The 22,817-nt window shown below is 63.5% G+C and carries 28 protein-coding genes and 1 tRNA gene; 14 read left to right on the top strand and 15 right to left on the bottom strand.

What is annotated here, in order from left to right:
• Positions 1-29: 29 nt before the first annotated feature.
• A tRNA-Ala gene (locus tag H143_RS0113195) sits at positions 30-105 on the top strand.
• A 242-nt stretch (positions 106-347) separates the two neighbouring features.
• Here H143_RS0113195 and H143_RS0113190 read toward each other — a convergent pair.
• Positions 348-668, bottom strand: a complete 321-nt coding sequence (locus H143_RS0113190) for a PepSY domain-containing protein (protein ID WP_019938719.1) — start codon at positions 666-668, stop codon at positions 348-350.
• Between the two features lie 461 nt (positions 669-1,129).
• On the opposite strand from H143_RS0113190, the gene H143_RS20655 reads away from it, so the two are divergent.
• Together H143_RS20655 and H143_RS22100 are read left to right on the top strand one after the other, a co-directional pair.
• A complete protein-coding gene (locus H143_RS20655) occupies positions 1,130-1,738 on the top strand; it encodes a hypothetical protein (protein WP_019938718.1) in 609 nt (202 codons plus the stop codon).
• Positions 1,739-1,851: 113 nt separating this feature from the next.
• Positions 1,852-2,307: an isoprenylcysteine carboxylmethyltransferase family protein gene (locus H143_RS22100; protein WP_026350031.1), complete on the top strand. Its 456-nt coding sequence runs from the start codon at positions 1,852-1,854 to the stop codon at positions 2,305-2,307.
• A 149-nt stretch (positions 2,308-2,456) separates the two neighbouring features.
• On the opposite strand, the gene H143_RS0113175 is transcribed toward H143_RS22100, so the two are convergent.
• From H143_RS0113175 to H143_RS0113160, 4 genes are read right to left on the bottom strand one after another with little or no spacing between them, the layout of a single operon-like run.
• A complete protein-coding gene (locus tag H143_RS0113175) occupies positions 2,457-2,888 on the bottom strand; it encodes a YeeE/YedE family protein (protein WP_026350030.1) in 432 nt (143 codons plus the stop codon).
• 1 nt (position 2,889) lies between these two features.
• Entirely contained in the window at positions 2,890-3,324 is a 435-nt protein-coding gene (locus H143_RS0113170) for a YeeE/YedE family protein (protein ID WP_019938715.1), read from the bottom strand.
• Between the two features lie 15 nt (positions 3,325-3,339).
• Positions 3,340-3,657, bottom strand: a complete 318-nt coding sequence (locus H143_RS0113165) for a metalloregulator ArsR/SmtB family transcription factor (RefSeq protein ID WP_019938714.1) — start codon at positions 3,655-3,657, stop codon at positions 3,340-3,342.
• 27 nt (positions 3,658-3,684) lie between these two features.
• Entirely contained in the window at positions 3,685-3,975 is a 291-nt protein-coding gene (locus H143_RS0113160; protein ID WP_019938713.1) for a hypothetical protein, read from the bottom strand.
• A gap of 187 nt (positions 3,976-4,162) precedes the next feature.
• Between H143_RS0113160 and H143_RS0113155 the strand changes: the two genes are divergently transcribed.
• From H143_RS0113155 to H143_RS0113145, 3 genes are read left to right on the top strand one after another with little or no spacing between them, the layout of a single operon-like run.
• Positions 4,163-4,855, top strand: coding sequence for an ATP-binding cassette domain-containing protein (locus H143_RS0113155; protein ID WP_019938712.1), 693 nt, complete (start codon positions 4,163-4,165; stop codon positions 4,853-4,855).
• A complete protein-coding gene (gene fetB, locus H143_RS0113150; protein ID WP_019938711.1) occupies positions 4,852-5,670 on the top strand; it encodes an iron export ABC transporter permease subunit FetB in 819 nt (272 codons plus the stop codon). Before H143_RS0113155 ends, fetB begins: the two co-directional genes overlap by 4 nt.
• 50 nt (positions 5,671-5,720) lie before the next feature.
• Entirely contained in the window at positions 5,721-6,521 is an 801-nt protein-coding gene (locus H143_RS0113145; RefSeq protein ID WP_019938710.1) for an aldolase, read from the top strand.
• Between the two features lie 16 nt (positions 6,522-6,537).
• On the opposite strand, the gene H143_RS0113140 is transcribed toward H143_RS0113145, so the two are convergent.
• Genes H143_RS0113140 through H143_RS0113115 form a run of 6 tightly spaced genes read right to left on the bottom strand, consistent with a single transcriptional unit; the run spans position 6,538 to position 12,447 of the window.
• Complete coding sequence (locus H143_RS0113140) at positions 6,538-7,338, bottom strand: ABC transporter permease subunit (RefSeq protein WP_019938709.1); 801 nt, start codon at positions 7,336-7,338, stop codon at positions 6,538-6,540.
• Positions 7,339-7,341: 3 nt separating this feature from the next.
• Complete coding sequence (locus tag H143_RS0113135; RefSeq protein ID WP_026350029.1) at positions 7,342-8,199, bottom strand: 2-aminoethylphosphonate ABC transporter permease subunit; 858 nt, start codon at positions 8,197-8,199, stop codon at positions 7,342-7,344.
• Complete coding sequence (locus H143_RS0113130) at positions 8,192-9,418, bottom strand: ABC transporter ATP-binding protein (protein WP_019938707.1); 1,227 nt, start codon at positions 9,416-9,418, stop codon at positions 8,192-8,194. Before H143_RS0113130 ends, H143_RS0113135 begins: the two co-directional genes overlap by 8 nt.
• Before the next feature lies 1 nt (position 9,419).
• Positions 9,420-10,463: a 2-aminoethylphosphonate ABC transporter substrate-binding protein gene (locus H143_RS0113125; protein ID WP_019938706.1), complete on the bottom strand. Its 1,044-nt coding sequence runs from the start codon at positions 10,461-10,463 to the stop codon at positions 9,420-9,422.
• Between the two features lie 20 nt (positions 10,464-10,483).
• Entirely contained in the window at positions 10,484-11,287 is an 804-nt protein-coding gene (gene phnX, locus H143_RS0113120; RefSeq protein ID WP_019938705.1) for a phosphonoacetaldehyde hydrolase, read from the bottom strand.
• Positions 11,288-11,319: 32 nt separating this feature from the next.
• Positions 11,320-12,447, bottom strand: a complete 1,128-nt coding sequence (locus tag H143_RS0113115; RefSeq protein WP_026350027.1) for a TIGR03364 family FAD-dependent oxidoreductase — start codon at positions 12,445-12,447, stop codon at positions 11,320-11,322.
• A 192-nt stretch (positions 12,448-12,639) separates the two neighbouring features.
• On the opposite strand from H143_RS0113115, the gene H143_RS0113110 reads away from it, so the two are divergent.
• Positions 12,640-13,200 carry a phosphonate degradation HD-domain oxygenase gene (locus H143_RS0113110; protein ID WP_019938703.1) on the top strand — a complete coding sequence of 187 codons (561 nt, stop codon included), beginning with the start codon at positions 12,640-12,642 and terminating at the stop codon, positions 13,198-13,200.
• Between the two features lie 49 nt (positions 13,201-13,249).
• Here the strand turns inward: H143_RS0113110 and phnN are convergent, their stop codons facing one another.
• The 4 genes from phnN to phnF form a co-directional block, all read right to left on the bottom strand.
• Positions 13,250-13,843, bottom strand: a complete 594-nt coding sequence (phnN, locus tag H143_RS0113105) for a phosphonate metabolism protein/1,5-bisphosphokinase (PRPP-forming) PhnN (RefSeq protein WP_019938702.1) — start codon at positions 13,841-13,843, stop codon at positions 13,250-13,252.
• Entirely contained in the window at positions 13,840-14,574 is a 735-nt protein-coding gene (locus tag H143_RS0113100) for a DUF1045 domain-containing protein (protein ID WP_019938701.1), read from the bottom strand. The genes phnN and H143_RS0113100 overlap by 4 nt, the downstream gene beginning before the upstream one ends.
• Positions 14,575-14,591: 17 nt before the next feature.
• Positions 14,592-15,749, bottom strand: a complete 1,158-nt coding sequence (locus H143_RS0113095; RefSeq protein ID WP_019938700.1) for an alpha-D-ribose 1-methylphosphonate 5-triphosphate diphosphatase — start codon at positions 15,747-15,749, stop codon at positions 14,592-14,594.
• Positions 15,750-15,816: 67 nt separating this feature from the next.
• Positions 15,817-16,539 carry a phosphonate metabolism transcriptional regulator PhnF gene (gene phnF / locus H143_RS0113090; protein WP_026350025.1) on the bottom strand — a complete coding sequence of 241 codons (723 nt, stop codon included), beginning with the start codon at positions 16,537-16,539 and terminating at the stop codon, positions 15,817-15,819.
• Positions 16,540-16,738: 199 nt separating this feature from the next.
• Here phnF and phnG point away from each other — a divergent pair, with 199 nt between their 5' ends.
• The 7 genes from phnG to H143_RS0113055 all read left to right on the top strand — a co-directional run bounded on the left by phnG (position 16,739) and on the right by H143_RS0113055 (position 22,595).
• The gene (gene phnG / locus H143_RS0113085) at positions 16,739-17,215 is read left to right on the top strand and encodes a phosphonate C-P lyase system protein PhnG (RefSeq protein ID WP_033365497.1); all 477 of its coding nucleotides are present in this window, start codon (positions 16,739-16,741) and stop codon (positions 17,213-17,215) included.
• Between the two features lies 1 nt (position 17,216).
• Entirely contained in the window at positions 17,217-17,840 is a 624-nt protein-coding gene (phnH, locus tag H143_RS0113080; RefSeq protein WP_019938697.1) for a phosphonate C-P lyase system protein PhnH, read from the top strand.
• 1 nt (position 17,841) lies between these two features.
• Positions 17,842-18,966: a carbon-phosphorus lyase complex subunit PhnI gene (locus H143_RS0113075; protein WP_019938696.1), complete on the top strand. Its 1,125-nt coding sequence runs from the start codon at positions 17,842-17,844 to the stop codon at positions 18,964-18,966.
• A gap of 2 nt (positions 18,967-18,968) precedes the next feature.
• Complete coding sequence (locus H143_RS0113070) at positions 18,969-19,862, top strand: alpha-D-ribose 1-methylphosphonate 5-phosphate C-P-lyase PhnJ (protein WP_033365495.1); 894 nt, start codon at positions 18,969-18,971, stop codon at positions 19,860-19,862.
• Positions 19,859-20,635 (top strand): phosphonate C-P lyase system protein PhnK, encoded by a 777-nt coding sequence (gene phnK / locus H143_RS0113065; protein ID WP_019938694.1) that lies wholly within the window; start codon positions 19,859-19,861, stop codon positions 20,633-20,635. Before H143_RS0113070 ends, phnK begins: the two co-directional genes overlap by 4 nt.
• Positions 20,636-20,714: 79 nt before the next feature.
• Positions 20,715-21,431 carry a phosphonate C-P lyase system protein PhnL gene (phnL, locus tag H143_RS0113060; RefSeq protein WP_019938693.1) on the top strand — a complete coding sequence of 239 codons (717 nt, stop codon included), beginning with the start codon at positions 20,715-20,717 and terminating at the stop codon, positions 21,429-21,431.
• Between the two features lie 15 nt (positions 21,432-21,446).
• Positions 21,447-22,595 (top strand): alpha-D-ribose 1-methylphosphonate 5-triphosphate diphosphatase, encoded by a 1,149-nt coding sequence (locus tag H143_RS0113055; RefSeq protein ID WP_019938692.1) that lies wholly within the window; start codon positions 21,447-21,449, stop codon positions 22,593-22,595.
• The last annotated feature ends 222 nt before the right edge of the window (positions 22,596-22,817 follow it).

The following is a 22,817-nucleotide window of genomic DNA, read 5'->3' as shown; positions in this document are numbered from 1 at the left end:
AAAATACGGTATAGTTACGGACTTGATTTGGGGCGGTAGCTCAGCTGGGAGAGCGTCGCGTTCGCAATGCGAAGGTCGGGAGTTCGATCCTCCTCCGCTCCACCAAAGATCTTGTATCAATTAGTGCGGATCATGTAGCGTTAAACATAAATTTGCCGCTTGGCAAAGATATGCTTGATTTTACGGCGGGCAGATTATTTTTTATCGGAAACCATTGATAGGTTCGCCGGTTTTGCTGAAGTGGCTGTGCTTTTAGTGTAAAAAACCGACCGACAGGGTCGGTTTTTTCTTTGGTGGCAAGCCCTAATGGCTTGTAAACACCAGGGAAAATGCGGCAACCCGTACCGTTAGTCTGGATTCTTGCCTTCTTTCTTATTCTCCAGCACCTTGCCCGTTTTGGCATCCACGCCTACCTCGTGTGTCACTTTATTATCCTTGATATTCTTGATATCAAAGGAATAGCGCAAACCGCTGCCCCCTGGTTCCTGCTCTAATTCTTCATCGGCAATTATTCCTGGCTGCGCTTTGAGTGCGATAGCCTGCGCCTGTTCAATGCTGATCTTAGCGTCTACAGCCAGCTTTTCACCCGTGTAAGCTTGTGCGCAAGTCCCACCCGCGTAGAAAGCCAGACCGAGTAGAGTAACGAGAGATTTTTCAAAAAATGTCATGACATTAATCCAATCGATATAACAAAAAAATCAGTGAAAACCGCATCCGCTGCTGCCTGATGCAGTTCTGCCGTTCACAAACGAACATTGGCGGATAAGTTTTATCACCATAATCTTGCTGGATTTATAAATCTGTGCGTTAGCAGACATAGCTGAAAATAATCAAAGACAAGGCGTGACTAAATATCTGCAACCACACGATACGGCTGTGAGAATTCGGGCGGCCGGACGAGTGGATCGGCCATATCGGGGCGTTCGTGATTGTAGAAACACATCCATTGCATGACCGCCCATGCCCGATGAGCGGGATCCCGAGATCGCCTTGACACGGCGATGAGTTCGAATCGCAATTGCATAGGGGCCGCGGCCGTGGCGTACGCGGACTGGCAGCGCCCTAAGTTTTCGGTAAGCGAAATAAATGTAAGTTTACAAATCCACATCAGTTCGAAGGATTCAACAGGATGCCCAAGTCCGACTCCAACAAAGTCGCTGCCATCACGATAACGTTCTGGATCGTGAAGACTGCCGTAACGACCGTCGGTGACCTCGCAGGCGACGCTCTCTCGATCGCATTGGGCCTCGGTTACGTTCCCGCGCTAGTCATTGCGCTTGTTATAACGGCGGCGCTGTTTTTAGGGCAGCTTCACCTCGAGCGCCACCGCCCCGTCCTTTATTGGGCATTGGTTCTGAGCACGGCGGCCTCCGGCGCAGAAATTTCAGATAGCATTGATCGATTCTTGCACTTCGGAACCGCAGCCGGGGCAGGAATATTTTTGGTTTGTTTGCTGGTGACTCAAGCGCTCTGGCGTGTTCGCTGTGGCAGGATTGGTTTCTATCCTATATCAAGGCGCACGGACGAAGTCTTCTACTGGATGTCGGCCATTCTGGCGAACTGTCTCGGCTCGGTGCTCGGTGACTTATTTGGCGACAAATGGGGATTCGGCACCGCCGGTAGCGTTGCGATTAACATCGCTGTGCTCGCCCTGCTCGCCCTAGTCAATGGCAAGACTCGAATCAGCAAGAGTTCGCTGTTTTGGACCGCTTTCGTGTTCACGCGAATCCCGTTGTGACGCTTTGAAGGACAGACCGACGTCCGGCTAACCGGACTCGATTTCCAAACGATCGGCCAAGAAATAATTCGATCGCCTCCTAACGCCTCCTGTGAGCGACCAATTTAATCATCATGAAAAATCGATACGCTTACGGATATCTACTGGTGGGTTTACAGTTTTTCTTACTTTTCGCTCTGATTTTTTTTAGCTCGCTACTGCCAGCATTGCGTTCTGAAAATCTGTTGCCTTGGATAGCTGTTCTAAGTTCAATTGCTGTCGGATTTGCTGCGGTATTTAGCAACCGGCCTGGTAACTTCAATATTCACCCCAGCCCGAAGTCCGGTGGTTCACTTGTTGTTCACGGGGTATATCGCCATATCCGTCACCCGATGTATACCTCGATCCTGATCTTCGGAATTGCGTGCTTTTTTTCCAAGCCAAGCGCGATTATTTTCGGATTATTTTCTATTCTGCTGTGCGTATTATTCGTGAAGGCTAGGCTGGAAGAGCATTGGTTGTGCGAAAAATTTCCCAGCTATGACGCCTATATGAAAACGACGGGCCGCTTTCTACCTATTATCTTCTGAAGAAGATACCCGTATTTCTCTCGTTCAAGCAGTCATTGACCAGCCCGCAGCGCCACATCGATTACTAAGGCTGCGGGCAAGGGCAAGGGCAAGCACAGAAAAACCGACTAAGGCAAGGATTTGGGCCACCGCTACGATAAGGCACAAAGTCAGGCATGTTGACGGTTCTGCTTCACACGCTCAAGGATTTCGAACACGACCATCCCCGCGACCATTGCGGCCACAAAACACCACGCCTTGGGAAAGCCAGCGCCCATTGCGACCAGTGCGGGCCCCGGACAAAACCCTGCAAGCCCCCAGCCGACGCCGAATACCGCGCTCCCCAGTACAAGCCTCACGGTCACATTGGTGCTGACCGGAATCTGCATGGGCAGACCCAGCAGGGATTTTTTACGACGTTTTGCAAACAGGAATGCGATAGAGCCAATGGCTATTGCCCCGGCCATGACAAATGCCAGTGACGGATCCCATCGTCCCGAAATATCGAGAAAACCCAGCACCTTTGCTGGATTGGCCATGCCCGAGATCATCAGGCCGACGCCAAATATAAGTCCGGAAATTAAAGCAGCGATCAAACCCATTTCAACCTCCCAGCAGATGTCTGGACACGAACACAGTCAGAAAACCGCTTGCCATAAACGTTGCCGTCGCAACAAGCGACCGGATGGCACCCCGTGAAATGCCGCAGACGCCATGACCGCTCGTGCAACCACCCGCGTAGCGCGTACCGATGCCGACCAGAAAGCCGGCGATAGTTAGTTCGCCCCATCCCGCCTGGACATCAAGCGCCACCGTGTTACCGAGCAGACTTGCCAGCACAGGCGCTCCAATCAACCCTGCAAGAAAAGCGACACGCCAGCCGGCATCTTTCCGTGGCGTGCCCAGCAGACCTCCCAGGATGCCGCTGATGCCAGCAATACGCCCGTTAAATAAAACAAGCACTGCTGCCGCGGCGCCGATCAGCAGACCGCCAATCAGCGACAGTCTCGGGGTGAAACTCACGATATCAATAGACATGGCTGCTCCTTATCTTCATTGGGTGCAAAACTGGTCGTAAAGCACGTTCATGACCGCAATCGCTTCCTTGCTCACGATGGAATAGAAGATGCTCTTTCCCTCTCGCCGTGTCGCAACGAGCCCGTGTTCGCGAAGTACCCCGAGCTGTTGCGAGAGCGTAGGCTGGCGTATTTCCAACTGCTTTTCCAGGTCGCTGACACACCACTCGCCCTGAGACAACTGGCACATCAGAAGCAACCTGTCGGGATTGGCCAGCACCTTCAGCAGCATGCAGGCTTTCTCTGCCGACAAGTGCATCAGCGAAAGATCGATGGGGACGGACTTTTTGCGCATCTCATATTTTTAATTTATGAAAATATATTATATCAGATTATATATTTTATACGCGAAATGCGCAAGTGCCGGGCAAGTCGGCATGCAATCCATCACTTCGCCGTTCTTTGAACCGGATACACCCCGATAAGGTACGGCTATGCCCGTGGTAAGCGCTTGGCGCACGCGCTCCGATTCAATGCTCGGCGCATAGAACTCGGGGCTGAGGATCAGATTTACGGGGGTCGGCCGCCCGCAGAGCGAGGCTGCGGGAAGCGCGTCGCGCTTGGATGCCGGATCCGTGCCGGCCCGCGGCACGGTCTTGCCGTCTTCAGCCAAGCGAAGGGCTGCTGCACCGGCAAATGATATCTTTCCAGCGTTGCCTTTCCGACCAAGAAAAGATGGCCAATGTCAGCTGTAGCCAGCAGGCTCGGGCGCCATGCTTAAAGCACACGACAATGCCGCCAGCGTCATCGTTCATACTGCAAATCAACGACAATTTCCCATTATTTCCATAACGAGTGATATGACCGACACATTGTTGATCGAGACCCGGGCGATCACCCGCCGCGATCCGCGCAGCGGGCAGGTTCTGTTGCATCCCACGGACTTCTCGCTGCGCCGGGGCGAGCGCGTCACGCTGGTCGGCCCGTCGGGTTCGGGCAAAAGCGTGTTCATGCGGGCGCTGGCGCTGCTCGATCCGCTGGACGGCGGCGCGGTGCACTGGCGGGGCAAGTCGATCTCCCACAAGGCGGTTCCCGCCTATCGGCGGCATGCCGCCTATCTGCGCCAGCGGCCCGCGCTGCTCGACGGAACGGTCGAGGAGAACCTGCGCTACCCCTACAGCCTGCGTGTGTACCGCGGCTTGAAATACGACCCCGGCAAGGCGCGCGATCTGCTCGTTGCGGCAGGCCGGGACGCCGACGCGCTCCTGGGCCGCCAGGCCAGCGAGCTGTCGGGCGGCGAAGCCCAGGTCGTTGCATTGGCCCGTACATTGCAGCTGGACCCGCAGGCCCTGCTGCTGGACGAGCCCACCGCGTCGCTCGATCCGGACTCCGCCCTGGCGATCGAGGCGCTGATCGCACGCTGGCTGCAGGCCGATCCGGCTGGCCGCGCCACGCTCTGGATTTCGCACGACCCGGCACAGGCCTTGCGCGTGGGTACCCGCCACGTGGCCATGAGTGCCGGCGGCAGAATGAATAGGGAGTCGGCGCAATGAGTCCTGCCCTGCAGGACCTGAGCCTGGGCGATCTGGCCATCGCCGCCTTGCTGGTACTGGTCAACGGCGCCATTTCGATGCTGCTGCGCCTGGACCTGGAGCGCAGGCTGCTCTGGGCGGCGCTGCGCACAGTGCTGCAGTTGCTGGCCGTAGGCTATGTGCTGGGCTGGGTCTTCGCCTACGACCGCTGGTACGCGGTGCTGGCTCTCATGACCGCCATGACCCTGATCGCAGGCCTGTCCGGCTCGCAGCGCGGCGCCTGGCGCTACACCGGCCAGACCCTGGACAGCATTGTGTCGATCTGGATAGGCTCGTGGCTAGTGGCCGCCGTGGGCCTGCTGGTCGTGATCCGCATCCACCCCTGGTATACGCCGCAATACGCCATCCCCATCCTGGGCATGATCCTGGGCAACACGCTCACCGGCGCCTCCCTGGGCGTGGAGCGCATGACGCACGAGCTGACCGCGCGGCGCGACCGCGTGGAGTCCGCGCTGGCCATGGGCGCCACGCGCTGGGAGGCGGCGCGCGAGCCGGCGCGCCAGGCCTTGCGCGCCGGCATGCTGCCCACCCTGAACCAGATGACGGTGGTCGGCATCGTCAGCCTGCCCGGCATGATGACGGGCCAGGTGCTGGCCGGCCAATCGCCGCTGCAGGCCGTACGCTACCAGATCGTCATCATGTTCCTGATCGCTGCCGGTTCGTCGCTGGGCACGCTGGGCGCGGTGCTGCTGACCTATCGGCGTCTGTTTTCCGCCGACCATTGCTATCTGGCCGCACGCCTGCTGCCGCGCGCCACGTCGAGCTCGCGCCGATGACACTAAACTAAGCCCCATCGGCCTTGCGCCGCAATACGAAGGAACGGGATATGGCCCACGCCATGAACGCAGTGCAGGGCTTGACCGATGCCGCCGTCGCCAGGCTGGCGGCCTTGGATGCGCATGCGGTGCGCGAGGCACGGCTTGACTTGGCCGCGAGCTTTCGCATGGCCGCGCGCCTGGGCATGGGCGAAGGCATCTGCAACCACTTCTCGGCCATGCTGCCGGGCAGCGACGAGTTCTTTCTCGTCAATGCCTACGGCCTGGCTTTCGACGAGATCACGGCGGGCAGCCTGTTGGTATGCGACCTGCACGGCAACGTCGTGCACGGCCAGGGCAGACCGGAGGCCACGGCCTTCTACATTCATGCGCGCGTACACCTGCGCCATCGGCGCGCCCGCGCGGTGTTCCATACCCATATGCCCAACGCCACGGCGCTGTGCCTGGTCGAGGGCGACCCACTGCTGTGGGTCGGCCAGACCGCGCTGAAATTCTGGGGCCGCGTCGCGGTGGACGAGAACTACAACGGCCTGGCGCTGGACGAATCCGAGGGCGACCGCATCGCGGCCACCCTGGACGATCAGGCCGATATCGTCTTCATGAAGAACCATGGCGTGATGGTTCTGGGCGACTCGATCGCCCGGGCCTGGGACGATCTGTACTACCTGGAACGCGCCGCCCAGGCGCAACGCCTGGCTGCATCCATGAATCGCAAGCTCAAGCCTGTTGCGCCCGACATCGCGGCCAAGACTGCCGCGCAGATGATGGCTGAGGATCCCGCCAGCGCCCGTGCCCACCTGGACAGCGTACGCCGGCGCCTGATGCGCAGCGAACCGGAGTTCTGCCACTAAGAGCCGCTTTGCCGCGCTAGCGCGCGGGCGAGGCCTTGACCGAGATGCGCTCCAGCGCAAGCAGCAGCAGCAGCGTCGTGGCGATCAGCACGATCGTCAGCGCGGCACCGGAAAAGACGGCGCCGCGATCGGTCAGGCTGAAGATCGTGACAGGCGAGGTCACCCAGCCAGGCGGATAGACCATGACAGTCGCCCCGAGTTCCCCCATCGACATCGCAAAACTCAGACCGAACGCGGCGAGCAGATAAGGCGCGATCATCGGCAGCGTCACATGGCGCAGACGGTAGCCGGGGCGAGCCCCCAGACTGGAGGCGATCTGCTCGAAATCGGGAGGCAGGCGCGACAGGCCCGCCGATACATTGCCGAAAGTGAAGGCCGATATCAACACGAAGTGCGCAATTATCACGATTGCGACCGTGCCGTTCAGCAGGACGGGACGCTGACTGAACGCCACCAGCAAGCCCAGGCCGACCGAAACCGACGGCACCGCGCTGGGTACGAAAAACAGCCACCCCAGCCGCTTCTGCCAACGCTCGCCCTGCAGGCGCAGCGCCAACGCAGCCCACGTGCCCATGACCAGCGCCGCCGAACTGGCAATGAGCCCCGTCGCCAGGCTCGCCCTGATGGCATTGCCGTTGTCGCCGGTGAAGACATCGCGGTAGTGGGTCAGCGTCGGGATGCTCGGCAATGCGCCGTTCCATTGACCGGCAAAGCTCGCCATCACAATGACGGCCAGCGGAGCGAAGAACAGCACGCCCAGCAGCAACGCGGCGAGCGACCAGATGGCGATGCGTCCCGAACGCGACCAGACCAGCATGGCTCAGGCTCCCAGGCGGCGCGCGGCGGCGCGGTAAAGGCCGAACAATCCGAGCGAAAGCACAATATTGACCACGGCAATGACGCAGGCGGACTGGTAATCCGATTCCTGGATTGCCTTGCTGTAGATCAACAACGGCAGCGTCGTCACACCCTTGGCGCCGATGAACAGCACGACGCCGAACTCGTTGATCGTGAGCAGCAGGCAGAGGCTGCCACCGGCGATCAGCGCCGGAAATGCCGCGGGCAGGATGACCTGGCGGATGATCTGCCACGGCCGCGCACCCAGGGTGCTCGCCACCTCGATCTGGCCCGGGTCCATCAGTGAAAGACTGGCGAGCAGGGGCCGCAGCACGAAAGGCAGGTAGACCGTGATTTCGGCGAGCACCACACCCCACGCCGAATAGAGAAACTGCACGGGAGGCTGAGCGAAGCCGAAATGCTGCTGCAGCAGGCTGTTCAGGATGCCCGCCGATCCGTAGATGAAGGTAAAGGCCAGGGTGACCAGAAAAGTGGGCAAGGCAATGAAGGTGTCGATCAGGCGCGCGACCAGGACGCATCCGGGAAAAGGCACGAAGGTCAGGATCAGCGCAAGCGCCAGGCCGAGCACGAGGCACCCGGCGGTCGCCGATGTGGCGATCTCGATCGTGTTCAGAAGCGCATGCCCGAAGTACCTGGAATGCAGCACATCGAAGAACGGCCGGATCGCCACCGCTCCCGAATCGTCGGTAAAAGCCTGACGCGCGATCAGCGCCAAGGGATAGAAAAACAGGCATGCAATGACCAGTATGGGCACCGCGACCCATCCGGCGTTGCGCAGGTGGGGCGTTGCGCGCAGGCGCATAGCCAGGATTTCAGGCATGCGCCTCATCCGGAATCAGGCTCGCGTCGTCGGCGGAAAAGTGGATGTCCATGCGACCGCCTGTCTGCGGCAGCGCGATCGGCCGCGTCAGCACCACGCGCACCGGGATGTCCTCGACATCCAGCGCGATGTGCGTGAGTTCCCCCTGCCAGTGCACCGACCGCAGGATGCCGGTCAGGGTATTGTGGTCGGAGTCGCCGCGTTGCAGCGTCATATTCTGCGGACGCACACACAGCAGGCGCCGCGCGCCCGGTGCGACCTCGCCGCTGCTGGCCTGTATCGAGAACGAGCCGACCCGCACCCGGGCGACCCCGGTCGCATTGACCGGCGCCTCGACCACGGCCGGCATCAGATTTGCGCGGCCCAGGAATTCGGCGGCGAAGCGGTTCGGCGGACGGTGGTAGAGCTGCATGGTCTGGCCGTGCGCGCTCACCTGGCCGTCGCGCATGATCGCAATCCGGTCGGCCAGCGTCAGCGCCTCGCTCTGGTCGTGCGTCACATACAGCACGGTCAGGTGCGGCAACTCGCGGTGCAGGCGGGCCAGTTCCTCGACCATGCTGCGGCGGATCTGGGCGTCCAGCGCCGAGAGCGGCTCGTCCAGCAGCAGCACGCGCGGGCGCACCGCCAGCGCGCGCGCGATGGCCACGCGCTGCTGCTGGCCGCCGGAGAGCTCGCGCGGATAGCGACCGGCGTATTGCGTCATGCCGACGATGCGCAGCGCTTCCTTCACGCGTTCGGCGATCAGCGGCTTCTCGACGCGCTGCGCCTTCAGGCCGAAGGCCACGTTCTGTTCCACGCGCATGTGCGGGAACAGGGCGTAATTTTGCACGGCCATACCCAGGCCGCGCTCGTAGGGAGGCAGGTCGGTGACATCGACCTCGCCGATGCGTATGCGTCCGCTGGCCGGCCGCACGAATCCGGCGACGGCCCGCAGCGCGGTCGTCTTGCCCGATCCGGACGGCCCGATCAGCGCGAGGAACTCGCCGGCCTCAATCTTCAGGTCCAGCGGCTTGAGCACCACGTTGCCGCGATAAGCCACGCTCACCTGCTCGAAGGAAACGGACGAACCGCCGATCGCGTCGCGCGAGGCCTGCGCACCCTTGAGGGAACCGGCAGAAACGACGGCCGAATCGGCCGCGTCGATGCCGCCGGACAGCGTCCAGGGCGCCGACGCGCTTTCCTGGCAAGGCGCGAAGCGGGCAAGCGTGGGGCTCGTCACATCAGCTCCCCGTGACCTGGCGCCAGCGCGCAACGTCAGCGGTGAGGTCCTGCAGCACACTGTTCCAGTCCGGCGTCCAGATCTTCACACCCTGCATTGCGGCGTGAAAGCTCTTGTAGTTGGCATCGGTCGGAGTCACGTCCTTGCGCACCGGCAGGCCGTAGGCAACCGACGAAACCGTGGACTGCGCTTTCTTGGAAAGCAGAAACTCGATCAGCTTTTTGCCGTTGTTCGAATCAGGCGCGCCGTTCACCAGGCCGACGTAGTACGGCAGGGACATGGCCGTGCGCACGCCGTCCGGACCCGCGGGCCAGAACACGCGGATGTTCGGGTTGTCTTTCATCTGCACCATGTTCATCTGCAGATCGCCATTGGCCACGTACAGCTCCGACTTGTTGACCAGCGCGGTCAGCTTTCCGGTGGAAGCGGACGGACCGACATTGTTGTCCTGCAGCTTCTTGAGGTATTCAAAGCCGGCGTCCTTGCCGCCGAATGCGTGGTTGACCAGCAGCATCACGGCAGTGCCGTCGCCGGCCTGTCCGGGTGTCGAGTACTGGATCTTGCCCTTGAATTTGGGATCGAGCAGATCGGCAAAGGTCTTGGGCGCTTGCTTGATCGCAGAGGCGTTGTAGATGAAATTTGTGTAGTTGTTGACCAGCGGCTGGTAGCTATCGGTGCCGCCTTCGATGCGCGCCGCGTCCGTGGGACGGAACTTCTGCAGCAGGCCCTGGGCCTGCGCGCGCTGGATGAATGGCGGCAAGGTCACCAGGACATCGGCCTGCGGGTTGGATTTTTCCTTGATCAAGCGCTCGACCACGACGCCCGAACCGCCTTCGACGTATTGAACCTTGATGCCGGTTTCTTTCGTGAATTGGGCGAATTCGGTTTCGTACCAGCTGCCCTTGCCGTCGTGCAGGCCGTCGGCCGAATAGACCGTGACGACGCCCGCGTCGGCCCAGGCCGGCAGGGCCGCCATCGAAGCGAGCGCACAGAACACGCCCGCCGCCAATACTTTTATCTTGCCCTGCATGCGATCGGTTTTCATGTAATACCTCGTTGAGTAATTCATGGACGCAGACCCTGCGCCAATTTGCGTTCAATATCGTCGATGACGGGCATCAGATCCGCCACCGTGTCGATCACGTAATGCGCGCCGTGCGCCTGCAGGGCCAGCGCCGCCCTGCGGCGCACCGCGTCCAGCGCGGCCGGATCGGCCTGCCGAACCTCGTCCGCGGTCAGGCCGGCCTCGTTGCCGCTCAATGCCACGCCCACGGTCCAGCATCCGGCGCGCGCACCCTCTTCGATGCCCACGCCGGTATCGTCGACCTTGACCACCGCGTGGGCAGGCCACACACCCAGATCGAGAAAGCACTTGTACATATTCATCGGCGTCGGCCGGCCTTCGGGCAGATCGCCGGCGCACACGAGGTTGTCGACCTCGTAGCCCTGCTCTTTGGCAAGCGGCAGCACGCGCGCCATGATCGAGCGCGTATAGCCTGTGGTCGAGCCGATCTTCAGACCGCGGGCGCGCAGCGCCTGGGCGGTCTCACGCGCGCCGGGAATCAGATTCGCGTAGCGGTGCACGACTTCTTCATTCATGGGCACGAAGACGCGATAGATGTCGTCGACGTCGGCCGGCTGGGGCTGCCTGCCATGCCGCGCCGTCCAGGCCTCGCGGATGCGTGGGATTTTGAGCATGGCATCGATGTGGTCCCACTTGGGCCGGCCCATCGGTTCGCGGGCCTCGGCTATCGAGGCGTCGACACCGAATTGCCTGAAGGCCTCGACAAAGACGCCCATGGGCGCGAAGGAACCGAAATCCATCACGGTCCCGGCCCAGTCGAAGACGACCGCACTTAGCTTTTCCATGCCTGCCTGAGCCTTTTTCTCTTGCAGTGATTTCACGAATACAACTCGGCCACGACTTGCTCGCCCAGCGCGAAGCCAGTCGAGGCACCGGTTCCTCCCGTCACCATGACGAGACGGATGTGATCGGCCGGCTGGTCCACGAGCACCGTGCGGTCGCTGGCCGAAACGTAGGAGCCGACCCAGCGCTGCACGACCTTACGCCGCGGCAGATCGAAAACCCGGTCAAACTCGTCAAGTATCAGTTCGTCGAAACGGGTTTGCGCGAACGGCTCCTGGCTCGCGCCATAGACATGGCTGTCGCCCACGACCAGCGAGCCGTCCGCCGACTGGACTACGATCAAATGAATGCCTGCTTCGCGGCTCTCGCGCTCTTGTTCATCCAGCTTGCGGGCCAACGCGCGGGCCTCGGGCAAGGCATCGAAGCCTTCGTAGCGCGCCAGGCTCATGTCGGACATCACCGCGGCGCCCAGCCGCACCTGCGCGCCGTCGACCGCGAGCCGCAGCATCTGCAGCGTGCATATCTTCAGCCCGTACAGCCCGATCCGCTCGGGAAAGAGCGTGGACAGGTCGTCTCCCGGGCACACCACGATGGAATCGGCCTGGACGGCGCCGCGGCTGGTATGAACGCAATGGTCCTCGATCGCATGGACGGCCGTGCTCCATTGAAACGAGACCCCGTGCCTTTCGGCGAGCCACGCGGCGATCCTGGGGATCGCCTGGACGGACTCCACGCGGATTTCATGCGGGCTGTAGAGAATTTCTCGCACGCCGTCCGTGCGCAGTGCAGGCACCATCTGTGCCGCTTCCTCGCGAGTCACCATCCGGCAGGCCTGCCCCATGGGCGTAGCGTGAAACGCATGCAGCACCTGCGCGGCTTCGCTGCGCCGGGCAGGCAGCAACAGGCCGCGGTGGACCACATCGATGCCGGTCTGCTCGACCACCTGCAGCCAGATGTCGCGGCTGCGCAGGGCGCGCGCCCAGTGTTCGCCGGCCTGCTGACCCGTTATCGTGACGAAGCCGAAATTGCGGATGGACGCGCCGGTGGCCCGGGCGCTGCGGTCCAGCACGGCGACGCGCTTGCCCTTCTTCGCCGCGGCGAGCGCCGTCGAAAGCCCGACGATTCCCGCTCCGACAACAACGACATCAAACTTGCTTTCCACACACGCCTCCGGCTTGACGCTCATCGGTATCGATGCCATATATCGACACGCAATGAATCGCTGGGCGGAACTTTATATGCGTTATATGTAGCTTCAATGACACGCGTCTTTCGGTTCGATGACAGCGCCTCTTCACGGCCTGGTCATCTCGTCCCTGCATACTGGAGCTTGGAAACTAGGATCGGAGGGACTATGAACGAGGTCATCGACATGCAAGACCAGGCCATCACCCTGGATCGGATCAAGGCGCTTTTCGACGGTTACGGCACGGCCTTCTACGGATCGGAAGACGTTACCCAGACGCAGCACGCGCTGCAGTGCGCCCACCTTGCCGAACAGGCCGGCGAAGAACCCGCGCTCATCGCCGCCGCCCTGCTGCACGACCTGGGCCACCTGCTGCAGGCGTCGAGCCAGACGCAGGACATGAGGCACCAGGAAGTCGGCGCCTCGGCGCTGGCCACGCTGATGGGGCCCGAGGTCACCGAGCCCATACGCCTGCATGTGGCGGCCAAGCGCTATCTATGCGCCGTGGACGCTGCCTATTACGACACCTTGTCGCAGGCCTCGAAAAACAGCCTGGCATTGCAAGGCGGTTCTTTCGACGACGCTGGCGCCGAGGCATTCATTGCGCAGCCGCATGCCGAGGCGGCCTTGCGCCTGCGCCGCTACGACGATCTGGCCAAGGACGTGCAGGCCGCAACGCCACCGCTGTCGCACTACCTGCCCATGGTGGAAAGGCTGCGCAGGGCTTGAATGGACATGGGCGGCCAGAGGCCGCCCATGCACGGCCAATCGGCGCATCCTAGTCGACGTGATTGCGCAGGGAGGGGTTCAGCAAGGCATGCGCGATATCCAGCAGGCGTTGCGCCGCCGCGTCGGGCGCCGCATTGTTGTCCAGCCCGTGCAGCGTGCCCGGCGGCGGCACGTTCAGTTCGCCATCCGGCACCGCCTGCGCCAGGCGTCGGGATATTTGCTCCGGCGTCTCACGGCCACGAGACGCCAGGCGCTGCGCCAGCACATTGCGGTCGACATGGATTTGCACGGCCGATATGGCCGGATAGCGTGCCAGCGCCTGCGGCAGATAGCCGCGCGAGCCGTTGACGATCACCACCTGCCCCTGGGCAAGCCACGCGTCGATTTCGACGCCGATGCCGTAACGCAGTCCATGACTGCTCCACTGCATGGCGAAGCGGCCTGCCTGGTTCATCTGCTCGAACTGCGCTTCGGTCACTTCCAGGCTGGCTTCATGGACGCTGCCGGGCCGGGTTATGACCCGCCGCGCCACCGCGATGCGATCCGCACCGGTTAGCCTCGTCTGCGCCAGACTCAGCAAAGTGTCCTTGCCGCTGCCCGAAGCGCCCATCAGATAGACCAGACCAGCGCCCAGACCGCTCACCCGCTTTCGTCCAGATAAACGGCGCCGGCGCCGTCGGCCGTCGTGCCGTCGAAACCGTAGTGGCGCGCCACCAGGAAAGGCGCCTGTGCCTGGGGCTGCACGTACAGACTCACGGAGCTTACCGGCATGGGTTCGCGCAGCAGCGGCTCGCTCATGAGCCGGATCTGCCGTCCGGCGTCTTCGAGCTGCGACCCTTGCAGCTTGTTCGACAAGGTGATGTGGAACACGAATTGATCGAAGACATAAGGGTAGCCCCAGCGCCGCAGCATGGCTTCGTGTTCCGGACCGAGCGGCGCCTTGCGGCGGCGTTCCAGCTCGGCCGCGCAAGGCGGTGCGCGCCAATCGTCCAGCGACCGCACCGCCTGGCCTGCCAGCGCCCGCATGCTGGCCTGCGCTTGCGCGTCGTCAGCCAGGCACCATGCCAGAAAACCGCGCAGCTCGCAGCACCGCAGGAACGCCTCGAAGGGCCGTGTGCGCGCGGCCAATGCGCGCACGGCAAGATCCAGACCCTGCACGCCGGTGCCAGCCTTCAGGCGAAACGGCGGCTTGAGCGTGGCATGCAAGCCATAGCGGCGCGGATCGCGGGTCCAGTCCGGCTGGCGCGGGTCGGCGCCGGCGGCCGGCGCGATTGCCGCGCCGGTCTGCGGGCAGCGGCCCAGCCATGCGTTGCCCGCCTCGCGCCAAGGCGCGGGCGGCGCGAAATAGAGCGCGTAGCGATAGGCAAGCGGCATATTCCGGACCGCCCGCCTCAGGCCGCTCGCGCAAGGATGGGGAACTGGCGGCTGGCGTAGCACAGGATGCCGTTCACGATCGCCGCGCACACGCGCGGCAGCGCGGGATTGCTGTCGTCGACCAAGATAAGATCGGCCGCCATGCCTTCGGCCAGCACGCCGCGGTCATCCAGTCCGGCGGCCAGCGCCGGATTGCGCGATACCAGGTTCCAGGCCTGCTCCAACGCAAGCACGCCGTCACGCACCAGGCGCATGGCGGCAGCCAGCGGCGCGCAGTAGTAGTAGTCGGAAGTAAGAATGTCGCACAGGCCGGCGCGGATCATCTCGGTGGCGTCGGGCGCGTTCGTATGACTGCGGCCGCGCACGACGTTCGGTCCGCCGAACACGATGCGATCGCCCAGTTCGCGGGCCACCTGCGCAGCCTCGCGCGTAAGCGGAAACTCGGCTACCCGGCAGTCCATGGCATGGTAATAGCGCCGGGTGGCACCGTCCGGATCGTCGTGCGAGGCGGTGCGCAGCCCGGCCTCGCGCGCCGTCGCGGCCAATTCGCGCATGGCGTCGGCCACCTGATCGCAAGCCTGCATGGCCTGGCGGATGCGCGCCTGGAAAGTGTCGAGGTCGCACTCAGCACGCTCGGCGTATTGCAGCAGCTTGCGATCGTCGCCCAGACGTTTGACCATGCTCGGCAGGTGGTCGTTGAAGGCCAGAAAGCGCACCAAGCCCTGGCGTATCCATTCCTGGGCCGTGGCCACCGCGTCGACATTGTGGGTTTCGAAGCGCAGGTGAACATGGTGGTGCGCCCCCAGCTCGGGCTGCATGCCCGCCAGAACGTCGAACATGCGCTGGGCATAGGGCACGCCGCGCAGCCCGCCCTCCCAGGAAAGGGTCACACCGTGAAACTCGGTGGTGATGCCATGGGCCAGCAGTTGACGGTCCACGTCGTGCAAGGCCACGTCATAGGGAAAGGTAACCCCGGGGCGCGGCATCACGGCGCGTTCGAAAGCATCGCCATGCAAATCGACGATGCCGGGCAAGACCAGCAGATCGCCCGCGTCGAGCATCGCGCCCGAACCCGCCGCCGCCAGGCGGCCCCGTTCGAAGGCCAGGGCGCCGGCCTGCAGGCCGCTGCCGGTGAGTATGCGTCCGCCTGCGATGCCGGCCAGAGTGTGATGCATGGCTGAGTTCCTTCCCATGGATTGAGGATGCTAGACAAAGTCCGTGACAAGCAGATGTATAGATGTATCAGTCCGAATCGCCGACGAGCAACTGCACCCAATCGCCGCCGAAACGGGTGATGCCGTACTGCAGGGGTGTGCCGCGCGCGTCGACGTTCAAGGCCTCGACCTGCAGCACCGGCCGGGTCTTGGGCTGGCCCAGCAGGCGGGCCGTTTCGGCATCTGTCAGGGTCGCGGTGATACGCGACCATTTTCGCGTGTAGTCGCTCACGCCGTACTGCTCATAGGCCTTGGAAATCGAATGCAGCGTCTCGAACTGTTCGGCGAAACCGGGAAAGCGCTGCGCATCCAGATAATGCTCGGCCAGGCTGATGGCGCGCTTGCCCGAGCGCCCCAGCGTGCGTATGCGCAGCAGTTCGGCGTTGCGTGCCAGTCCCAGGTGGACGGCGGCCTCTGCGTTGCGCAGCTTCTGCTTGCCCAGCAACTCGCCATGCGCCGGCAGCCCTTGACGCTGCAGGTTCTCGGAAAAACGCGTGCGCTTGCCTAGAGCGTAGGTAATGGCGTGCTCGTGCACGAAAGTGCCGCGGCCCTGCTCGATGCGCACCAGCCCCTCCTGCTCGATTTCGGCCATCGCGCGGCGAACGGTATGGCGATTGACGCCGTAGCGCTGCGCCAGTTCGGATTCGGTGGGCAACTGCTCCCCTGGGGAGTAAATCTTCTTGCGTATGTCCGCCGCCAGCAATTGGCTGATCTGACGCCACACCGCGATGCCTGATCCTCTTTCAACCATGTTCCTTACCTTCTCGATTCCTATCGGGTCCGCATCGGGCTCTCCCCGCCTGCCCGTGCCGGGCGTCATATTGCCACCCTATGTCACCGTTGTGCTCGATTATCTGAGCAGTCTGTCATCTTAAATTCATGCACTTGCGCTTGAATACCCAGGTCTGCGAAAATACATTCAACTAATCATCTAGACGTTTAGAGGATAAATGGAAAGCATCGGAAAATCCCCGACCCACGCCCAGCCCATGACAGCGCGCCAGGGATGGATGCGCGTGCTTGCTCAGGCCGACCCTGCCGAACTGGACCATGCCTTGCGCGCCCTGGATGCCCTGCCCGCGCATCAGTGGCTGCGCAAGCCAGAAACCGGCATGGCCATGGTGCGCGCCCGCAGCGGCGGAACCGGCTCGCAGTTCAACCTGGGGGAACTCACCGTGACGCGCTGCGCCCTGCTGCTGGCCGACGGCACCATGGGGGTGGCCTACGTGCGCGGCCGCTCGCAGCGCCACGCCGAACAGGCCGCGCTGGCCGATGCGCTGCTGCAGACCGGGCAATGGCATGACCGCGTGCAGGACGCGCTGATCGAACCGCTGGCCCGGGCCGCGGATGAGCGCCGCGACCGCACGGCGCGCATCGCCGCGCAGTCCAAGGTGGATTTCTTCACGCTGGCGCGGGGAGAAGACTGAGATGGCAGCCGCCACTTCCAACTGCGCAGCGGGCGCGGCCATCCTGCCCGGTTTCGCCAATGCTCCCGCCGATACGCAGATCGTCTTTCGACTGTTGCTCGACGCCCTCGCCCGCCCCGGCCGCGTGCATGAGTTGGATGTGCAAAGCGGCGTGCCGGCTGGCCTGTCGCAGGCCATGACCGCCACCCTGCTCACCTTGATCGACGTCGATGCGCCCCTGTGGCTGCCGCGCGGCATGGGCACCGGCGTGGAGCAGTTCCTGCGCTTTCATTGCAGCAGCCGCATCACGCCCAAACTGGATCTTGCCGCCTTCGTGGCGGTTCCCGCCGGACATGCCCTCCCTGCAATCGCCGAGTGCGACCTAGGCGACCCGGCCTACCCGGATCGCTCGGCCACGCTGATCATCGAAGTCGAATCACTGCAAGGCGGCCCCCCCCTGCGTCTGACCGGCCCCGGCATCAAGGACGAACAGATCTTGCGCGTACGGGGCCTGCCCAGCGATTTCCTCGCGCAATGGCGGGCCAACAACCAGCGCTTTCCGCTGGGCGTGGACGCCATCCTTACCCACGGCAGCCTGCTGTGCGGCCTGCCCCGCACCTGCCGCATCGGCCTCCAGGAAAGCTGACATGTACGTTGCCGTCAAAGGAGGCGAGCGCGCCATCCTCAATTCCTACAAGCTGCTCGACCAGTATCGCCGCGGCGACACCGCCGTGCCCGAACTCGCGCTGGAGCAAATTCGCGAGCAGATGCCGCTGGCCGTGTCGCGCGTGATGAGCGAAGGCTCGCTGTACGACCCGCATCTGGCGGCACTTGCCATCAAGCAGGCCGGCGGCGACCTGATCGAGGCCATCTTCCTGCTGCGCGCCTACCGCACGACGCTGCCGCGCTTCGGCTATACGTGCCCCATCGATACTGGCCGCATGGTCCTGCAGCGCCGCATATCGTCCACCTTCAAGGACCTGCCCGGCGGCCAGATGCTGGGGCCAACCTACGACTACACGCAGCGCCTTCTGGACTTTAGCCTGGAGGCCGAGCGCCAGGCCGATGCGCTGCCGCCGGTACCGCATGGCGCGCAACGCGTGACCTCGCGCGTGACCGATCTGCTGCTGCAGGAGGCGCTTATCGATCCCGAGGAGCCCGCGCCAGGCGACCCGGCGCCGCGAACCGACCTGACGCGCCAGCCGCTGAGCTTTCCTGCCGAGCGCGGCGCGCGCCTGCAGAACCTGGCCAGGGGCGATGAGGGATTTCTCCTGTCCATGGGCTATTCCACGCAGCGCGGCTATGGCAACACCCACCCCTTCGTGGCCGAGATCCGCTACGGCACACTGGAAGTCGAGATGCACGTCGAAGAACTGGGGTTCGACGTTTGCCTGGGCGAAATCGAGATCACGGAATGCCAGATGGTCGGCCAGTTCGGCGGCGCCGACAAGCAATGCCCCAAGCTCACCCGAGGCTATGGCCTGTCCTTCGGCTACGGCGAACGCAAGGCCATGGCCATGTCCCTGGTCGACCGCTCACTGCGCGCACAGGAGTTGGGCGAACCCGGCGGCAGTCCGGCCAACGACATCGAGTTCGTGCTCTACCACAGCGACAACGTCGAGGCCTCGGGCTTCGTGCAGCACCTGAAGCTGCCGCACTACGTCGACTTTCAGGCCGAACTCGCGCTGCTGCGCCGCATACACGCCGAGCACGCCGGCAAGGCGAATGAAGGGGCCGCGGCAGCCCGCCATGAAACCGCCGACGAGGCCTGAGCATGAAAGAACCCCCCCCTATGCAAATCGATCGGGACGAACACTACAACTTCGGCTATCTGGACGAATCGACCAAGCGCATGGTGCGCCGCGCCCTGCTCAAGGCCGTCGCCATCCCCGGCTGCCAGGTGCCCTTCGGCAGCCGCGAGATGCCTTTGCCCTATGGCTGGGGCACGGGCGGCATCCAGATCACCGCATCGATCATTGGTCCGGACGACGTGCTCAAGGTCATAGACCAGGGCTCGGACGACACGACCAACGCCATCAATATCCGCCGTTTCTTCGGCCGCGTGACCGGCGTGCGCACGACCGAGTCCACCCGCCAGGCAACCCTCATCCAGACGCGGCACCGCATCCCCGAGACGCCGCTGGCCGAAGGCCAGGTGATGGTGTTCCAGGTGCCTATCTCGGAACCGCTGCGCTGGCTCGAACCCAGCGAGGCCGAGACCCGCACCATGCACGCGCTGGCCGAATACGGCGCCATGCACGTCAAGCTGTACGAGGACATCGCGCGCTACGGCCACATTGCCACCGCGTACGACTACCCGGTGATCGTCAACGAGCGCTACATGATGCGGCCATCGCCCATACCCAAGTTCGACAACCCCAAGCTCGATCGCAGTCCAGCACTGATGCTCTTTGGCGCCGGCCGCGAAAAACGCGTGTACGCCGTGCCTCCCTACACCCGCGTCAAGAGCCTGGACTTCGAGGACTACCCTTTCACCATCGAAAAATGGTCGGAATGCTGCAGCCTGTGCGGCTCGGGCGACAGCTTTCTCGATGAAATCATCGTCGACGACCAGGGCACGCGCCACTTCGTGTGCTCAGACACCGAGTACTGCGCCGGAAGGCAGACCGGGCAGGCCACGGCAAAAACCAGGGAAGACCGGGCATGAACGCCACGCCACTGCTTTCGGCGCGCGATCTCACCCACACCTGGGACGGCATACACGGCTGTCGCGACGTGAGCTTCGATCTCTATCCCGGCGAGGTCCTGTGTGTGGTGGGCGAGTCCGGCTCGGGCAAATCCACCTTGCTTTCAGCCGTGTCGTGCCAGGTGCGGCCCGAAGCGGGCAGCGTCTGGTACGACACCCGCGAAGACGGCCTGGTCGACTTGCAGACGCTGTCGGCCGCGCGTCGCCGCGTGCTGTCGCGCACCGACTGGGGCTTCGTGCGCCAGCACGCCCGCGATGGCCTGCGCATGCAGGTCAGCGCCGGTGCCAATATCGCCGAGCGCCTGATGGCCATCGGCAACCGCAACTATGGCGATCTGCGCGCCACTGCCGGCGAGTGGCTGGACAAGATGGAAATCGATCGGGGCCGACTGGACGACGCCCCCGATTCGTTCTCGGGCGGCATGCAGCAGCGCCTGCAGATCGCGCGCAACCTGGTCACGCATCCGCGCATGGTGTTCATGGACGAACCCACCGCCTCGCTGGACGTGTCGGTACAGGCACGCCTGCTGGACTTGCTGCGCCAACTGGTCACCGACCTGCACCTGGCCGCGATCGTCGTCACGCATGATCTGGCGGTGGCGCGCCTGCTGGCGCAGCGCACGCTGGTCATGAAGGATGGAGGGGTGGTCGAGAGCGGCCTTACCGACCAGATACTGGATGATCCGCAGCATCCCTATACTCAATTGCTGGTGTCTTCGATTCTGCAGCGCTGACATGACGAACCCACACGCTCCACGCCCCTGCCTACGCAGTGCGCTTGCGCCTCTTTCAGGCGGCCGGGCGCAGACTGACATGACCAACACATCCATGATTGAAGTGCGCGGACTGCGCAAACTGTTCACCCTGCACAATCAGGGCGGCATCCGCCTGCCTGTGCTCGAAGCCGTGAACTTCGATGCCGGCCCCGGCGACTGCCTGGTGCTGGCCGGCCCCTCGGGCGCGGGCAAGAGCACGCTGCTGCGCTGCCTCTATGGCAACTACCTGGCGACCGAAGGCAGCATTGGAATCCGCCAGGGTACGCAGTGGACGGATATCGCCCAGGCCACGGAACAGCAGATCCTGGCCCTGCGCCGCCATACCGTCGCCTACGTCAGCCAGTTCCTGCACGTGATTCCACGCGTGCCAACACTGGACGTGGTAGCCGAACCGCTACGCCAGCGCGGCGCGCCCGCCGAGTCGGCGCGCGACCAGGCCGCCGAACTGCTCGCCCGCCTGAACGTACCCGAACGCCTCTGGAGCCTGGCGCCCGCCACGTTCTCGGGCGGCGAGCAGCAGCGCGTGAACATCGCGCGCGGCCTGATAGGCGGCCACCCCATCCTGCTGCTGGACGAGCCCACCGCTTCGCTGGACGCAGACAACCGCGCCGTGGTGATCGAGCTCATCCGCGACGCCAAGGCAGACGGCCGCTGCCTGATCGGCATCTTCCATGACCAAGCCACGCGCGACGCAGTCGCCACCCGGCTCCTACCACTGCAAGCCGCCGCGCCGACAGCGGCCGCGGCGCGCTGACACGCAGTCGCACCCATGACCGCCACCTACATCACCCGCGCCCGCGTCGTTCTGCCCAATGCCACCCTGGAAAACAGCGCCGTCCTGATCGAGGACGGCGTCATCGCCGCAATCGAACCGGCCGGCAGCCACCGCGCACAGGTCGTGGATCTGCAGGACCAGTGGCTCATGCCCGGCCTGGTCGACTTGCATTGCGACGCCATCGAGAAGGAAGCCGAGCCACGCGCGAACGTGCTATTCCCGCTGGACTTCGCCCTGGCCCAGGTCGACCGCCGCAACGCCATGTCGGGCATCACCACGCCCTACCACGCCTTGTCCTTCTCCAACAAGGAATGGGGGGTGCGCAACAACGAGACAGCGGCCGAACTGGCGCGCGCCATCCACGCCTTTGGCAAGCAGGGCCTGGTCGATAACCGCGTGCATCTGCGCTATGAAATCACCGATCCCAAGGCGCTGCCGCTGATCGAAACCCTGATCGACGCAGGCGCGGTGGACATGGTGTCGGTCATGGACCATTCGCCCGGCCAGGGGCAATTCAAGTCGCGCGAGTCCTATCTGCAATACATGATGGGCAATCACGGCATGGACCGGGTCCAGGCCGAGGACGCCGCGCAGATCAAGATGAAGGGCGCCCAGGGCGCCATCGAGCGCGTCGAACGCCTGATCGCCCATGCGCAGCGCGCCGGCGTGACCACGGCCAGCCACGACGACGATTCGGTACAGCGCATCGCCACCATCCGCAACCTGGGCGTGGCCATCAGCGAATTCCCCATCAACCTGGACACGGCCAAGGCCGCCGCCTCCTGTGGCCTGGCCACCATCCTGGGCGCGCCCAATGTGCTGCGCGGCGGCAGCCAGAGCGGATCGATGCGCGCCATCGACGGCATACGCGCCGGCGTGACGCACTGCCTATGCTCGGACTACCAGCCGTCCACGCTGATTGCCGCGGTGTTCACCGTGCTGGAACAGTCGGACCTGACCCTGCCTCAGGCCGCGGCCCTGGTCACGTGCAATCCCGCGCAGGCCGCAGGCTTGGCCGACCGCGGACGCATCCAGGCGGGACTGCGCGCCGATCTGACCGCCGTGAGCAGACAGGGGCGACTGCCGCAACCAAGCCATGTCTGGTCGGCGGGCCGGCTGGTGTGCGCCACCCGTTATCGGTAGAGGCAGGCGCGGGCGTTGGCGGCTTGAAGTGAACGGTGATCGTTGATTTTCTAAACCGTTGGGCCAGTGCTGAGAGGCCCAACTACCAGGCTCTCAAGGCATCGACGCAGACTTGCCTGGGCCATCGGCAGCGCATGATATGCGGCAGTCTTGATTGATTGTGCGTCTGCCGCGCAGACGCGGCGGACGGCTCAAGAACGCAAAAGCCGCGATCAAAGCAAA

The organism is Bordetella sp. FB-8 (assembly GCF_000382185.1).
In the GTDB taxonomy this organism is placed as follows: Bacteria; Pseudomonadota; Gammaproteobacteria; order Burkholderiales; family Burkholderiaceae_B; genus Bordetella.
This window is presented reverse-complemented; position numbering and strand designations above follow the sequence as displayed.

Coding starts and splice junctions, on each gene's coding strand:
- phnL (WP_019938693.1), top strand. CDS start 20,715: ATGACCAACACATCCATGATTGAAGTGCGCGGACTGCGCAAACTGTTC.
- H143_RS0113170 (WP_019938715.1), bottom strand. CDS start 3,324: ATGTCTATTGATATCGTGAGTTTCACCCCGAGACTGTCGCTGATTGGC.
- phnK (WP_019938694.1), top strand. CDS start 19,859: ATGAACGCCACGCCACTGCTTTCGGCGCGCGATCTCACCCACACCTGG.
- H143_RS0113125 (WP_019938706.1), bottom strand. CDS start 10,463: ATGAAAACCGATCGCATGCAGGGCAAGATAAAAGTATTGGCGGCGGGC.
- phnH (WP_019938697.1), top strand. CDS start 17,217: ATGGCAGCCGCCACTTCCAACTGCGCAGCGGGCGCGGCCATCCTGCCC.
- H143_RS0113070 (WP_033365495.1), top strand. CDS start 18,969: ATGAAAGAACCCCCCCCTATGCAAATCGATCGGGACGAACACTACAAC.
- phnG (WP_033365497.1), top strand. CDS start 16,739: ATGGAAAGCATCGGAAAATCCCCGACCCACGCCCAGCCCATGACAGCG.
- H143_RS0113190 (WP_019938719.1), bottom strand. CDS start 668: ATGACATTTTTTGAAAAATCTCTCGTTACTCTACTCGGTCTGGCTTTC.
- H143_RS0113140 (WP_019938709.1), bottom strand. CDS start 7,338: ATGCTGGTCTGGTCGCGTTCGGGACGCATCGCCATCTGGTCGCTCGCC.
- H143_RS0113175 (WP_026350030.1), bottom strand. CDS start 2,888: ATGGGTTTGATCGCTGCTTTAATTTCCGGACTTATATTTGGCGTCGGC.
- phnF (WP_026350025.1), bottom strand. CDS start 16,539: ATGGTTGAAAGAGGATCAGGCATCGCGGTGTGGCGTCAGATCAGCCAA.
- H143_RS0113110 (WP_019938703.1), top strand. CDS start 12,640: ATGAACGAGGTCATCGACATGCAAGACCAGGCCATCACCCTGGATCGG.
- H143_RS0113135 (WP_026350029.1), bottom strand. CDS start 8,199: ATGCCTGAAATCCTGGCTATGCGCCTGCGCGCAACGCCCCACCTGCGC.
- H143_RS0113075 (WP_019938696.1), top strand. CDS start 17,842: ATGTACGTTGCCGTCAAAGGAGGCGAGCGCGCCATCCTCAATTCCTAC.
- H143_RS20655 (WP_019938718.1), top strand. CDS start 1,130: ATGCCCAAGTCCGACTCCAACAAAGTCGCTGCCATCACGATAACGTTC.
- H143_RS0113155 (WP_019938712.1), top strand. CDS start 4,163: ATGACCGACACATTGTTGATCGAGACCCGGGCGATCACCCGCCGCGAT.
- H143_RS22100 (WP_026350031.1), top strand. CDS start 1,852: ATGAAAAATCGATACGCTTACGGATATCTACTGGTGGGTTTACAGTTT.
- H143_RS0113145 (WP_019938710.1), top strand. CDS start 5,721: ATGGCCCACGCCATGAACGCAGTGCAGGGCTTGACCGATGCCGCCGTC.
- H143_RS0113055 (WP_019938692.1), top strand. CDS start 21,447: ATGACCGCCACCTACATCACCCGCGCCCGCGTCGTTCTGCCCAATGCC.
- H143_RS0113095 (WP_019938700.1), bottom strand. CDS start 15,749: ATGCATCACACTCTGGCCGGCATCGCAGGCGGACGCATACTCACCGGC.
- H143_RS0113165 (WP_019938714.1), bottom strand. CDS start 3,657: ATGCGCAAAAAGTCCGTCCCCATCGATCTTTCGCTGATGCACTTGTCG.
- fetB (WP_019938711.1), top strand. CDS start 4,852: ATGAGTCCTGCCCTGCAGGACCTGAGCCTGGGCGATCTGGCCATCGCC.
- H143_RS0113100 (WP_019938701.1), bottom strand. CDS start 14,574: ATGCCGCTTGCCTATCGCTACGCGCTCTATTTCGCGCCGCCCGCGCCT.
- phnX (WP_019938705.1), bottom strand. CDS start 11,287: ATGGAAAAGCTAAGTGCGGTCGTCTTCGACTGGGCCGGGACCGTGATG.